14 protein-coding genes are annotated in these 13640 nt (G+C 60.5%); 10 read left to right on the top strand and 4 right to left on the bottom strand.

All coding sequences use genetic code 11. From position 1 onward, the window contains the following. Positions 1-15 precede the first annotated feature (15 nt). Genes dut through ROS217_RS10315 form a run of 3 tightly spaced genes read left to right on the top strand, consistent with a single transcriptional unit; the run spans position 16 to position 3531 of the window. Entirely contained in the window at positions 16-471 is a 456-nt protein-coding gene (gene dut / locus ROS217_RS10325; protein WP_009817672.1) for a dUTP diphosphatase, read from the top strand. Continuing rightward, positions 471-1541, top strand: a complete 1071-nt coding sequence (locus ROS217_RS10320; protein WP_009817671.1) for a HesA/MoeB/ThiF family protein — start codon at positions 471-473, stop codon at positions 1539-1541. The genes dut and ROS217_RS10320 overlap by 1 nt, the downstream gene beginning before the upstream one ends. After that, on the top strand, positions 1519-3531 hold the full coding sequence (locus ROS217_RS10315; RefSeq protein WP_040651318.1) for a M3 family metallopeptidase: 2013 nt from the start codon (positions 1519-1521) through the stop codon (positions 3529-3531). Before ROS217_RS10320 ends, ROS217_RS10315 begins: the two co-directional genes overlap by 23 nt. 126 nt (positions 3532-3657) lie before the next feature. Here ROS217_RS10315 and ROS217_RS10310 read toward each other — a convergent pair whose 3' ends face one another. The 4 genes from ROS217_RS10310 to ROS217_RS10295 are packed head-to-tail and all read right to left on the bottom strand — an operon-like array spanning position 3658 to position 8292. Then, a complete protein-coding gene (locus ROS217_RS10310) occupies positions 3658-5154 on the bottom strand; it encodes a phosphomannomutase/phosphoglucomutase (protein WP_009817669.1) in 1497 nt (498 codons plus the stop codon). Positions 5155-5170: 16 nt separating this feature from the next. Beyond that, positions 5171-6004, bottom strand: a complete 834-nt coding sequence (kdsA, locus tag ROS217_RS10305) for a 3-deoxy-8-phosphooctulonate synthase (RefSeq protein ID WP_009817668.1) — start codon at positions 6002-6004, stop codon at positions 5171-5173. Between the two features lies 1 nt (position 6005). After that, positions 6006-7655, bottom strand: coding sequence for a capsule biosynthesis protein (locus tag ROS217_RS10300; protein ID WP_040650523.1), 1650 nt, complete (start codon positions 7653-7655; stop codon positions 6006-6008). Next, entirely contained in the window at positions 7633-8292 is a 660-nt protein-coding gene (locus tag ROS217_RS10295) for an ABC transporter ATP-binding protein (protein ID WP_009817666.1), read from the bottom strand. Before ROS217_RS10295 ends, ROS217_RS10300 begins: the two co-directional genes overlap by 23 nt. A 273-nt stretch (positions 8293-8565) precedes the next feature. Here ROS217_RS10295 and ROS217_RS10290 point away from each other — a divergent pair, with 273 nt between their 5' ends. The 7 genes from ROS217_RS10290 (at position 8566) to rpsD (ending at position 13524) form a co-directional block, all read left to right on the top strand. Then, the gene (locus tag ROS217_RS10290) at positions 8566-9045 is read left to right on the top strand and encodes a UPF0262 family protein (RefSeq protein WP_009817665.1); all 480 of its coding nucleotides are present in this window, start codon (positions 8566-8568) and stop codon (positions 9043-9045) included. Positions 9046-9048: 3 nt separating this feature from the next. Further along, positions 9049-9510: an arsenate-mycothiol transferase ArsC gene (locus tag ROS217_RS10285; protein ID WP_009817664.1), complete on the top strand. Its 462-nt coding sequence runs from the start codon at positions 9049-9051 to the stop codon at positions 9508-9510. Then, positions 9507-9902: a ketosteroid isomerase-related protein gene (locus tag ROS217_RS10280; RefSeq protein WP_009817663.1), complete on the top strand. Its 396-nt coding sequence runs from the start codon at positions 9507-9509 to the stop codon at positions 9900-9902. Before ROS217_RS10285 ends, ROS217_RS10280 begins: the two co-directional genes overlap by 4 nt. Then, positions 9899-10483: a GNAT family N-acetyltransferase gene (locus ROS217_RS10275; RefSeq protein ID WP_009817662.1), complete on the top strand. Its 585-nt coding sequence runs from the start codon at positions 9899-9901 to the stop codon at positions 10481-10483. The genes ROS217_RS10280 and ROS217_RS10275 overlap by 4 nt, the downstream gene beginning before the upstream one ends. Before the next feature lie 119 nt (positions 10484-10602). Next, a complete protein-coding gene (locus tag ROS217_RS10270; protein WP_009817661.1) occupies positions 10603-11532 on the top strand; it encodes a lipid A-modifier LpxR family protein in 930 nt (309 codons plus the stop codon). Between the two features lie 102 nt (positions 11533-11634). Then, on the top strand, positions 11635-12699 hold the full coding sequence (locus tag ROS217_RS10265; RefSeq protein WP_040650521.1) for a Hint domain-containing protein: 1065 nt from the start codon (positions 11635-11637) through the stop codon (positions 12697-12699). A 204-nt stretch (positions 12700-12903) separates the two neighbouring features. After that, positions 12904-13524 (top strand): 30S ribosomal protein S4, encoded by a 621-nt coding sequence (gene rpsD / locus ROS217_RS10260; RefSeq protein WP_009817659.1) that lies wholly within the window; start codon positions 12904-12906, stop codon positions 13522-13524. Positions 13525-13640 lie beyond the last annotated feature (116 nt).

Here is a 13640-nt window from a genome sequence, read left to right as displayed (position 1 = left end):
GATGAAGAGGGCCGCATGCTGACCGTCGCGATTCAATGGGAGGAAGGGGCGGACCGCACCCTTGGCTTGCCCGGCTATGAAACCGCAGGCGCGGCCGGGGCCGATCTGCGCGCGAACTTTCCAGATCGCGGCCGGGTCATGCTGGCACCGGGCGCGCGGGTTCTTGTGCCCACGGGGCTGCGGCTGGCGGTGCCGATGGGATACGAGGTGCAGGTGCGCCCGCGCTCTGGCCTTGCTCTGAAACACGGCATTACCCTGCCCAACAGCCCCGGCACGATCGACAGCGATTATCGCGGACCCTTGGGGGTAATCGTGATGAATGCCGGGACCGAAGGCTTTGAAATCACGCATGGAATGCGGATCGCACAGATGGTGGTGGCGCCGGTTGCGCAGGCGCGGTTCACTCTGGTCGAGACGCTGGACGAGACCGCGCGTGGCGCGGGTGGATTTGGCTCTACGGGGATTGGCTGATGCTGCTGGTGCTGGTCATGGCAGCAGTGCTCTGGAGCATTGGCGCGGCCTTGGGCACGCCCCGGCGACTGCGGTGGGGGATGATCTCAGGCCTGTGGGCGGCTGTGGTGTTGACGCATCTGGTGCTACCCGAGGGCCACGCGTTGCGCATGGCCACGGGCGAAAGCCCGGCGCTCTGGCTGATGGTTGGCGGAACGGTCGTGATCGTGCTGGTTTACCGCGCAGGACTGACCCGCTTACGGGCTCGCTCTGAGCGTGAGGCCGTTACAGTTGCATCTCGTAAGCCTTTGTTCTCCGGGGCAGAACTCAACCGCTATGCCCGTCATATCATCATGCGCGAGATCGGTGGACCGGGACAGAAAGCCCTGAAAGAGGCGCGCGTTCTGGTGATTGGCGCGGGTGGTCTTGGCTCTCCGGCGCTGCTTTATCTGGCGGCGGCGGGCGTGGGGACGATAGGGGTGATCGACGATGATACCGTTGAAAATTCCAACCTGCAGCGACAGGTGATTCACCGCGATGCCGATATCGGTCTCCCCAAAGTGCAATCGGCCATGGCGGCGATGCAGGCGCAAAATCCGCATGTCGTGGTGCACCCCTATCAGAGGCGGTTGACACCGGAAATCGCAAGCGATCTCTTCGCCGACTATGATCTGATCTTAGATGGCACCGATAATTTCGAGACACGCTATCTGTCAAATGCCACCTCAGTCGCCCAAGGCAAGCCATTGATTTCAGGCGCTTTATCGCAATGGGAAGGGCAGCTGAGCGTGTTTGATCCGGCCCATGGCACCCCCTGCTATCAATGCATTTTTCCGCAAGCCCCTGCCGCGGGCCTTGCACCCTCTTGCGCCGAAGCTGGCGTTCTGGGGCCACTGCCCGGCGTGGTTGGAGCAATGATGGCAGCAGAGGCGGTCAAGCTGATCACCGGAGCGGGGCAGACTCTGCGCGGAGACATGCTCATTTACGACGCGCTTTACGGCGAGAGCCGCAAGATCGGGCTGAGCCGTCGTGCAGATTGCCCCATATGTGGGGGTAAAGGAGAGAATGATGACCAACATGTTGCTGGCTGAGTGGAAAACGCCGTTCAAACTTGCCCCTTTCGATCAAATTGCCGACGCGGATTTCGCACCTGCGTTCGAGACCGCAATGGCCAAGGCACGGGCAGAGGTCGTAGCGATAGCTGACAATCCAGAGGCGCCGAGCTTTGCCAATACGATCGAAGCGCTTGAAAAAACGGGCAAGGATTTGGACCGGGTGCTGTCGGTGTTTTACACATTGGCGGGCGCGGACAGTAATCCAAAGCGGCAGGAACTGCAGCGCGAATTCGCCCCAAAACTAGCGGCTTACTCCTCGGAACTCTATGGGAACAAAGAGCTTTTTGCGCGGATCGAAAGCCTGTGGGCCGAGCGCAACACGCTCGGTTTGACAGCTGAAGAAGCGCGTTTGTTGATGCTCACGCACCGGGGATTTCGCCGTTCAGGCGCGGCATTGACCGGGGCGGAAGAGGCCCGGATGCGCAAGATCATGGCGCGGTTGGCGGAATTGGGAACGGCATTTACGCAGAACCTGCTGGCGGATGAGTCCGGCTGGCAAATGGAATTGGCCGAGGACGATCTGGAAGGGTTGCCGGGTTTTCTGGTCGATGCCGCGCACGCGGCGGGGCAGGAAAAGCGGCTGGAGCGGCCTGTGATTACCCTGTCGCGGTCGTTGATCGTACCCTTCCTGCAATTCTCCCCGCGTCGTGATTTGCGAAAAAAGGCATATGAATCATGGGTTTCGCGCGGTGCCATGGGAGGTGAGACTGACAATCGCGAGGTCGCCGCAGAGATTTTGCGCCTGCGCGCGGAGCGGGCCGCCTTGTTGGGCTATGCGAATTTTGCCGCCTACAAGCTGGAAACCGAGATGGCCAAGACGCCAGAGGCGGTGCGGGGCCTGTTGATGGCGGTTTGGGAACCGGCCAAGGCGCAGGCGGAGCGGGATGCGGCACGGCTGACGGAGATGATGCAAGCCGATGGAATCAATGGAGAATTGGAGCCGTGGGATTGGCGTTACTATGCAGAAAAGCGGCGGCAGGCGGAGCATGATCTGGATGAAACGGCCCTGAAACCCTATTTGTCGCTGGAGGCGATGATCGCGGCGGCATTTGGCTGTGCCAATCGGCTGTTTGGGTTGGAGTTTCGCGCGCTTGATATGCCGCTCTATCACCCTGATTGCCGGGCCTGGGAAGTGACGCGCGATGGCGCGCATGTTGCTGTTTTTATTGGGGATTATTTCGCGCGTGGGTCCAAGAGATCGGGGGCTTGGTGCTCTGCCATGCGAGGTCAGGCCAAGCGGCCAGAGGTGCAGGGGCCGGTAGTGATCAACGTCTGCAACTTTGCCAAGGGAGATCCGGCGTTGCTGAGTTATGACGATGCGCGCACGCTGTTTCACGAGTTTGGCCATGCCCTGCATCAGATGCTGTCGGACGTGAATTATGAAAGTATTTCAGGAACTTCCGTGGCGCGGGACTTTGTTGAATTGCCCTCACAGCTCTATGAACATTGGCTGGAAGTGCCCGAAGTGCTGGAGCGCTATGCCACTCATGTCGAGACCGGAGAGGCTATACCACGGGAATTGCTGGATAAATTGCTGAAGGCCGCGAATTTCGATCAGGGGTTTCAGACGGTGGAATATGTCGCCTCGGCCCTCGTCGATCTGGCGTTTCATGAGGGCGATGCGCCCGGCGACATCATGGCCAAGCAATTGGAAGTATTAGACAATCTTGGCATGCCAAGGGCCATCACCATGCGCCATGCGAGCCCGCATTTCGCGCATGTGTTTTCTGGGGATGGGTATTCCAGCGGCTATTACAGCTATATGTGGTCCGAGGTGATGGATGCGGATGCCTTTGCCAGTTTTGAAGAGGCGGGCGGGGCATTTGATCCGGAACGGGCTAAAGCCTTGGAAACGCACATTCTTTCACGCGGCGGGTCGGAGGATGCCGAAACGCTATACTTGCAATTCCGAGGTCGGATGCCGGGGGTTGAGGCGCTGCTGAAGGGGCGTGGATTGGCGGCCTGATGTGTACAGGATGTGCAATATGTACACGGGTTTTGTACACAAGTTTGGAGGGGATGGGGGCGCTGCCCCCGTCCCGGATTTAATCAGGGACTCGCCCGAGGTCTTTCATACGAGATGTAGTGCGGTTCAGATCGTCTGATCGTAATCGCCAACGCCCGGTTCGGTGCGGATGACCACATCAAGATCCGCGAAGATGGCGCGCATTTCCGCGTCACTCACGCTGCTCTCGCAGACGACGACGAGGTTGGGAGTGTTGGACGAGGCGCGCACCAGCCCCCAAGAGCCATTGTCGAGAATGACGCGGGCCCCATTGACGGTCACGACCTCCTTGATGGCACGCCCGGCGAGCGGTTCACCTGCGGCGTGGCGCGCGACGAGTTTGGCGACGATGCGGTCGAGCACGGCGTATTTCTCGGTATCGGCACAATAGGGCGACATGGTGGGGGTCGCATAGGTCACCGGCAGCGCGCGGCGCAGGTCGGACATCGACATCGACGGGTTGCGGTCCATCAATTTGCAAATCTCGACGGCGACGCGCATGCCGCAGTCGTAGCCGCGCCCGATGGGTTCGGCGAGAAAGTAATGGCCGGATTTCTCAAAGCCCGCGAGCGCGCCCAATTCCTTGACCCGGCGTTTCATGTGGGAGTGGCCGGTTTTCCAGTAATCAGCGGTCACGCCGTTTTTGATCAGTTCAGGATCCGAGGCAAAGAGGCCTGTGGATTTCACATCGGCGACGAAGGTCGCATTGGGGTAAATCTTGGAGAGGTCGCGCGCCATGATGACGCCCACCTTATCGGCAAAGATTTCCTCGCCCTCGTCATCCACAACGCCGCAGCGGTCGCCGTCGCCGTCAAAGCCAAGCGCGAAATCAGCCCCCGTGGCGCGCACGGTGGCGGCCATGTCATGGAGCATTTCCATGGCTTCGGGATTGGGGTTGTAATGTGGGAAGGTGTAGTCGAGCGTGTTGTGCGACGCGATCACCTCGACGCCCAAACGCTCGAACAATTCGGGCGCAAAGGCGGAGGCGGTGCCATTGCCGGTGGCGCAGACGACGCGCAGCTTGCGGGTCATGCGGAAATCACCGACGAGATCATCGAGATAGGCCTCGCGCACGCCGGAAACGAAGTCGTAAGCACCGCCGGGGCGGGGCTCGCCGCGTCCCTCTAGCACGATGTCGCGGAGTTCCGCCATCTCATCCGGGCCGTGGGTCAGCGGGCGGTCAAAGCCCATCTTGACCCCGGTCCAACCGTTTGGATTATGCGAGGCCGTGACCATGGCGACCGCGGGCACATCAAGGTGGAATTGCGCAAAATAGGCCATGGGAGAGAGGCAGGGGCCAATGTCCTTGACCGTGATACCCGCCTGCATGAGGCCCAGCATGAGGGCATTCTTGATCGACAGCGAATAGTCACGATAGTCATTGCCGACCGCGATCACCGGCGGGATGCCGCGTGCGTGCATTTGCGTGCCGAGACCAAGACCCAAGGCGGTGATGCCCGGCAGATTGATCTGATCGGGATATTTCCACCGGGCGTCGTATTCGCGGAACCCCGTGGGTGCAATCATCGGGTCGCGCAGGAATTCCCAAGTGTTGGGGGTGACGGTCGGCAGAGGTTTGGTCATGGAAGCTCTTTGTCGGTCAGAGGTGGATCGGATTGGCCTTGGCCAGACGGTCAAACTGCATCAGCGTGTCGATGAGGGCCGACATCTGCGTGAGCGGGATCATATTGGGGCCGTCCGAGGGGGCGTTGTCGGGGTCCTCATGCGTTTCGATGAAGACCGAAGCAACCCCAAGCGAGACCGCAGCGCGCGCCATGACGGGGGCGAATTCACGCTGCCCACCGCTGCTGCCGCCGCGCCCGCCGGGCTGTTGCACGGAATGGGTGGCATCCATGACCACCGGATAGCCGGTGGCGGCCATTTGCGGCAGGCTGCGCATATCGGCGACAAGGGTGTTGTAGCCAAAAGAGGTGCCGCGTTCGGTCAGCATGATGCGGGTGTTGCCGGTGCTCTCGATCTTGGAGATGACGTTGGGCATGTCCCAAGGGGCGAGAAACTGACCCTTTTTCACATTGATCACCGCGCCGGTTTCACCGGCCGCGATCAGGAGATCGGTTTGGCGGCTGAGAAAGGCGGGGATTTGCAGCACATCGACCACCTCCGCCACCGGCGCGCATTGGTCGGCGGTGTGGATATCGGTGAGCACGGGCAGACCAACTGCATCCTTGACCGATTGCAAGACCTTGAGTCCCTCGTCGATACCGAGACCGCGCTTGCCCGAGAGCGAGGTGCGGTTGGCCTTGTCAAAGCTGCCCTTGAAGATCAGCCCCGCGCCAAAAGCGGCGCAGGCCTCTTGCAGGGTGCCCGCGATCATCTGGGCGTGATCGGCGGATTCGAGCTGGCAAGGCCCGGCGATGAAGGTCAGGGGACGGTCATTGCCGATGGCCCACCCGTTGAGGTCGATATGTTTCATATCAGGAAGACACCTGTTCACGCAGAATGGACGCCGTAAGCGAGATGAGCAGGTAGATACCAGAAAAGATCAGGAAGGCCAGTATCGTATTCTCAAAGGCGCGCGGATAGGAGGAATCCTGCGAAGCGAGGGGGCGCACGCTGACGGTGAGATAGCGCACCTGCTTGTTCGCCTCGATCTCGGACTGGCGTTTTGCCTCGAGCGCGGATTGCAGCACGAGATCGGCGGTGGCGAGATCGGCCTGCGCCATCTGGATGGCCGCAGTCTTGGAGGCGAGCGAGCTTTCGCCGGCTGTGGCGTCGGTCAGGCGGCGCTTTTGCTTGTCGAGTTCAGCGCTGAGGATCATGATTTCACTTTGCAGCGCCTCAACTCGGGCGCCGTTGGGGCGTGCGTTGTTCATCTGGATGTTGAGAGCCAGTTCCTTTTCCTGAAGCTGCAACTCGACGGTGCCGATCAGGTTGCGGATGCTGGCAATCTCACCCTCGGGGTCAAGAATACTGTCCTCTTGCAGGGTCACCAGCATCTGTTGGGCGGCGCGGCGTTCGATCTTGGCCTGATCGAGGCTGTCGGCGGCGGTGCTGACGGCGTCCTGCCGTTTCTCTCGGCTGAGGTCATCAACGCGTTCCTCGGCATATTTGATCAGACGCTCCGAGAATTTGGCGCTGACGGCGGGATCGGCGGTCGAAACCTCCATCCGGATCACACCTTCGGTGGGGTCGTAGCCCAGTTTGACGTATTTGCGGTAGAGTTTGTAGGCGACCTCGTGGCTGGCGTCGGGGTCGAGCCGTTGTAGCGGGTCGATCCAAGGCTGACTGAAATGCGCGAGAAAGCCGAGTTCCTCGTCGAGGCGCAGCATCGCATCCTTGGACTCAAGGTATTCCTGAGTCGCGATGGCGTCCTGGCCCGTGGCGAATTGGCTGGGAATGAGACCGCCAAGACCGCCCCCACTGGCGCCACCACCATCTGCCGACAGGATCAGGAAGGCGGATTTCGTGGCATACATCGGCGTGGCGATGGCATAGAAATAATAGCTCACCAAGATGGTCGGCAGCAGGACGAAGGCCGCGAGCCGCGAGAACAGCAGGATCAGTTTGCGACGGCGGCGGCGACCGATGTCGCGTTGGATGGCCATGATTTCCTGAGCGCGGCGGTCGGCGGGGTTGACGTCGGTGGAGGGCAGCGTCTGGCGTCCTGCGGGCACGGTTTGCGGCAGTTGCACGCGGCCATCGGAGGGCGAGGCGGGGGTCGCGCCGGGCGCGTTGGGCGGAGGCGGGCTGCCGCCGTCATTGGCCACCAGTTCAAGGATATTGGCGCGCTGAAAGGGGTCGATGCCCCGCGCCCGCAAGAGGCGCACGGCGTCGAAATCCGACGTGGGGGCGAGTCCGTATTTCTGTGCCAGTCGCCGGGCCATGCGCAATTCGCGCCCCGTCAGTCCTTCGCGCCGGATATCGTCGATGTTCTGACTGGTCGAGGTTTCGCGCGCCGAGGCAACCTGTCCGGCCTGAAGAGGAAGAGGCTCGGCCGTGGCAGCCGATATGGCGTGCGGTGCCGCATAGACCGACGGCGCGTCGGAGCTTGTGGCCACGCGTGGCGATAGCGGCACCGGGCTACGGCGGATGCGGAATTTTCTAGCCTTGGGTTTCGTAATCATAAAGCTCTTTTGCCTCCTCCAAGGAGTCGAACATATAAAGTTTGCCGCCCATCAGCACAGCCGCCGAGCGGGCGAATTTTTCCAACACCTTTGGATCGTGCGACACGATGATCACGGTGGTGGTGCGTAGCCGTTCTTTGAGAATATCGCCCGCCTTTCGGTTGAACTCTACATCAGTAGAGCCCGGCATCCCCTCATCAATCAGATACATGTCAAAATCAAGCGCCAGCATCAGCGCAAAGCTGAAGCGGGCACGCATACCCGAGGAGTAGGTGCCAAGCGGCTGGTCGAAATATTCGCCCAATCCGCAGAGCCAGCGGCAATAGGATTCGATATAGTCGGGATCAAGCCCGTAAAGGCGTGCGATGTAACGGGAGTTGTCCAGCGCCGACAGGCGGTTGATCACCCCCCCCATGAATCCCAGAGGAAAGGAGATGCGGCACCCGCGCCGGATCACGCCCTCATCCGGTTTTTCCAATCCGGCCATCATGTTGATCAAGGTCGTCTTGCCGGTGCCATTGGGCGCGAGGATGCCCAGGCTATGCCCAAGTTCTACTCGAAACGACACCTGATCAAGAATGACCTTGCGCTGTGTGCCTGTCCAAAAGGACTTGCTGACGTTCTCGAACTCGAGCATTCAATTGCCTCGGTATACCTGCTTTCCCGATGATAACGGGACACTCTTAAGGTCGGCTTAGCCTGCTTTTTGATATTATTGCCGATTTGAGGACAATATGCCAATGCAACAAGGCGATATTGTGATCAATTGACCAGAAATCGTGGCGATTTCCCGGCAAGCGTGGCGGGCAGGTGACGCGACGCGCAGAAGCGTCGCGCAAAAGGTCGCGGTGATTGCCCAAGAGGCCGCGCTGCGCTAGGGACGGATAAAAGATGCAGCACGAGTAAAACAATGAGCCGGATTTGCCATATCGAGTTGGATGATGCCAACCTGCCCCCGCCCACGCCCGAGATCGAGCAGGAGCGCAAGGTGGCAATGTATGATCTCATCGAGGAAAACAGCTTTTCGCTGCCTAATCGTGACGACAGGGTGGTTCCCGATGGCCCTTATCGCGTCGGATTGGCGATCCGCGAGAAGCGGCTGGTGTTCGACATCCGCACCGAAGCCGATCAACCCGCGGCAGAATTTCATCTGTCACTGAGCCCGTTCCGGCAGGTGGTCAAGGATTACTGGGCCATCTGCGAGAGCTATTTCGATGCGGTCAAGAATATGCCGCCCTCTCAGATCGAGACCATTGATATGGCTCGGCGCGGCATTCACAACGAGGGGGCGCGGGTGCTGGCCGAGCGGCTGGAGGGCAAGGCCGAGATCGACAATGACACGGCACGGCGTCTCTTTACGCTGATCTGCGTGTTGCATTTCGGGGGCTGATGCATGCCGCAGCCCCTGCCGCAGTCGGTGCTGTTTTGTTGTGATCACAATGCTGTCCGCTCGCCTATGGCCGAGGGGATCATGAAGAAGTTTTACGGCGCTGATACCTATGTCCAGTCCGTTGGCGTCAAGAATGACATGGAGATCGACGGCTTTAGCGTCGCCGTCTGCCGCGAAATCGGGGTCGAACTGGAACGTCACCGCAGCCGCAGCTTTGACGAGATGGAAGATTGGGGAGACGATCTGTCGTCTTTTGATCTCGTTGTGGCCTTGAGCCCGGCGAGCCAGAGGCGGGCGCTGGAACTGACCCGGTTTTTTCACCTTGATGTCACTTACTGGCCGATCATGGACCCCACCGGCCTTGCGCAGACCCGCGAAGCGCGGTTGGATGCCTATCGTCAGACCCGAGATCAGATCATCGGGCATTTGCAGGACCGTTGGGGACCCCCCAGGGAGGATTTATGAACGAAACCGTCAAAGCCTATTTCGATGCCTTCAACCGGGGCGATGTGCCCGGCATGCTGGCCTGCCTGAGCGACGATGTGCGCCACTATGTGAACGAAGGGCAGGTTCGGACCGGCAAGGATCTGTTTCGCGCGTTCTGTGATAACATGAGCCGGTGCTATCGCGAGGAGCTGACCGATATGGTGATCTTTGAGGCACAGGGTGGCACCCGTGCGGCGGCGGAATTTCTGGTCAACGGCACCTATCTGGAGACCGATCAGGGGCTGCCAGACGCGCAAGGGCAGAGCTATGTCCTACCTGCCGGGTCGTTCTTTACGCTCAAGGATGGGTTGATCACGCGCGTTGTGACCTATTACAACCTTGCGGATTGGGTGAAACAGGTCTCTGCATGATCCGTGTTGAGCGGCTGACGGGGGCGGCGCTGGCACGCGCCCTGCCCGATGTGGCGCGGCTTCGGATCGCGGTCTTTCGCGCCTATCCCTATCTCTATGAGGGCGATGCCGCCTATGAGGAGCGGTATCTTCAGGTTTACCGCGAGAGCGCGGATGCCATTCTGGTGGGTGCCTATGACGGCGATGATCTGATTGGGGCCGCCACCGGCACTCCGATGGAGGATCATGCGGGCGATTTCGGCGCCGCCTTTGCCGAGAGCGGGATCGCGTTGGAGCGGATTTTCTATTGCGCCGAGAGCGTTCTCTTGCCCGCCTATCGTGGGCGCGGCATTGGGCATCGCTTTTTCGATCTGCGCGAGGCGCAGGCGCGGGCGCTGAACCGTGATTTTGCTGCCTTTTGTTCGGTGGTGCGACCCAAGGATCACCCGGCGCGGCCCGAGGGTTATCAGCCGCTCGATGGGTTCTGGCGCAAGCGCGGTTATGCGCCGCTTGACGGGGCTGTGGCCTCTTTTGACTGGACCGAGATCGGGGCGGCGGAGGAGAGCGCGCATGACCTGCAAGTCTGGATGCGTGCGCTCTGAACGGCCTACCATGGGATTTGCGCCACGGTTTAGCGGAATGCTAATGTTTCGCTGGTCAATTTGTCTGAGGGTTTGCTAAGCAGAAATTGCCGGGGGGCGTAGCATGGGGAACGTGACAGATGACACGTATTTTCGCCATCGCCCTCTGGGCGATCCTGGGCCTGATCGGCGTGACCACGGCAACCTTGGCGCAGTCCGAAGGGCGTCAGAGACTGGGCTATGGTCTCTTGTTTACCAACGACGTTCTGGGTGACGCGGATGATCGCTGGCGCACTGGGTCGATCACATCGAGCCGGGTCTGGGGGCCTGACTGGCAGGGACACGCGCCGGACCGCTTTGGGCAATTGCTCGAATTCCGCTTTCACGGCGAGGTCATAGCACCTGAAAACCTGAGCCGCCCCGCGGCGCTTGATCGGCCTTATGTGGGCGCGCTCGGCTTTGGTCTGCATACGCATTTCCAGAAGGCTGAGGTGGATTATGCCCTTGGGGCGGATCTGATCGTGACCGGGCGGCAGACACAGCTCGATGACTTTCAAGACTTTTTGCATGGGTTTCTTGGCGGTCGCGAGGTCAGTGGACGGGTTCGGCGCAACCAGATCGACGACGCTATTCGGCCCTCGGGCGTCTTTGAGGCCAGCCGCGAGTTTGAGCTTGGGCGCGCGCGCCTGCGGCCCTTTGCCGAAGCGCGGCTGGGGGTCGAGGATTTGATCCGGGCCGGGGCGGACATCACATTCGGTGGCATCGGTCAGAGCGAATTGCTGGTGCGCGACGCGGTCACGGGCCATCGCTACCGGGTGGTGCGGGCCGAACAGGCGGGCACGGCATTCCTTTTGGGGGCGGATATCGCCTATGTCGATGACAGCGATTACCTGCCCGCACGCAGCGGTGTCACATTGACCGAGGACCGCACCCGTGTGCGGGCAGGCCTGCATTGGGAGAACCGCAATGGGGCTGCGCTCTTTTACGGTCTGACATGGCTGAGTGAGGAATTCGACGAGCAGCACGAGGGGCAATTTCTGGGCGCTGTGCAGTTCAAGCTGCGGTTCTGACAAAAATACAATCAAGGGCTTTTCAGACTGATTCGCCTTTGTTACCTTGACGATAATAAAAACGCGATAAAAAAAGAAACGAAGAGGCAGGCAGTCAGAGTTATGGGGACGGGCTTTAGAGGCACGTTCGTCATTTCCTGGTCGCAAACGGAATTGGATGGGGTATCGGCTGCGCCAGTGCAGTCGCTTTCGGTGGGACACACGTGGTCCTGGCGGGGCGATGCGGTGCGTGTCGATGGGCCGAACGAGCTGTTGCGGCTTGATATGGCGGAAGGGGAAACCGTGAACCGCAAACGTGCGGCACGGATGGTGCGGCGCCTGGTGGGCGCCGCGTTGAGCAACACACGCGACTTGGGCCAAGGGGACATGGACGAGCCGCTGATGGATCTGGGCTTTGTCATCACCGATGGCACGCGCAGCTATACCGTGACGGTCATCGAAGTGGGGATCGGGGCGTCGCCCTTGTTGATGTTCCACGATGATATTCCACCGCGCGAACGGGATATGTGGGTCGTGCATCACTCGCTTGAGGGGATGCGCGGGGCCTCGACCGGACCGGCCTCGGGCGGTGTTATCTGTTTCACTCCCGGCACGCGGATCGAGACCCCAGAAGGCCCGCGTCTGGTTGAGGAATTGCGCGAGGGCGACCATGTGCAGACCCGCGACAACGGGGCCGAACAAATCCAATGGATCGGCAGTCGCCGGATGACAGGTGCGCGCCTGTTTGCGATGCCGCGTCTCAGACCTATACGGCTTAAGGCCGGCGCGCTTGGCATGGGGCGTCCCGATGCGGAATTGCTGGTCAGCCCCGAGCACCGGATGCTGGTGCGGGGCGATGTCGCGCGCGCGCTCTTCAATACGCCCGAGGTTTTGGTGATGGCGCGTGATCTGGTCAATAATGACACGGTGACGGTCGATCTGGGATCACGCGAGGTGACCTATATTCACCTGCTCTTGCCGCACCATCAGATCATCTGGGCAAATGGCGTCGAAACCGAGAGCTTTCATCCGGCAAGCGCGGCGCTTTCGACACTTGACGATGCAGACCGGGCGCGGCTCTTGGCGATCAACCGCAATCTGGAATATGAGCCACATCTCTACGGCGGCTTTGCCCGACGGTGCCTGAATGGATCAGAGGCCGCGATTCTGGCGCATGAGGCCGCCTGAGAACCGGGGGACGTATCGGGAACGCCCCCGACCCAATGCGGGCCAGATGACGGCGCGGGCGGGTGGTTGACAGTGCGCCCGCAGCCTGTATAAGCGCGGCTTCATTGGTGTTGGTGGACCTCGCAAGAGGAAGCCTGTCGGTCGACCGGAAAGTGCCGGGACGCAGAGGACAACGCCCTTCGCGATATATGAAGGAGATCAGCCGTGACAAAACGCACGTCTGCCAAGTACAAAATTGACCGCCGGATGGGTGAAAACATCTGGGGCCGTCCGAAATCCCCCGTCAACCGTCGTGAATATGGCCCCGGCCAGCATGGTCAGCGCCGCAAGGGCAAAGTCTCTGACTTTGGTCTGCAGCTGCGCGCCAAGCAGAAGCTGAAGGGCTATTACGGCGATTTGACCGAAAAGCAATTCCGTCGCATCTTTGCCGAAGCCGAGCGTATCAAGGGTGATACCGGCGAGACGTTGATCGGTCTGTTGGAGCGCCGTCTGGACGCGGTCGTTTACCGCGCCAAGTTCGTCGCAACCATGTTCGCCGCCCGTCAGTTCGTGAACCACGGCCATGTGACCGTGAACGGCAACCGCGTGAACATCCCCTCTTACCGTGTCAAAGAGGGTGATGTGATCGAAGTGCGGGACCGTTCCAAGCAGATCGCAGTTCTTCTCGAGGCCGTGCAATTGGCCGAGCGGGACGTGCCCGATTACATTGACGCGGATCATTCGAAGATGAAGGCCACCTTTGTCCGTCAGCCCGGCCTGTCGGATGTGCCCTATCCGGTGATTATGGAACCGAACCTCGTGATCGAATTCTACGCGCAGAACTAAGCGTTCTGAAATGCAGCGAAGAGGCCGCGACGGGGAACCGCCGCGGCCTTTTCCTTTTGGTGCTGGTCAAGCCGGGGCACCAAAGCTAGAACCTCATGCGACACACGGGGAATGAC

Origin of the sequence: Roseovarius sp. 217 (genome assembly GCF_000152845.1) — a bacterium.
Lineage (GTDB): Bacteria > Pseudomonadota > Alphaproteobacteria > Rhodobacterales > Rhodobacteraceae > Roseovarius.
This window is presented reverse-complemented; position numbering and strand designations above follow the sequence as displayed.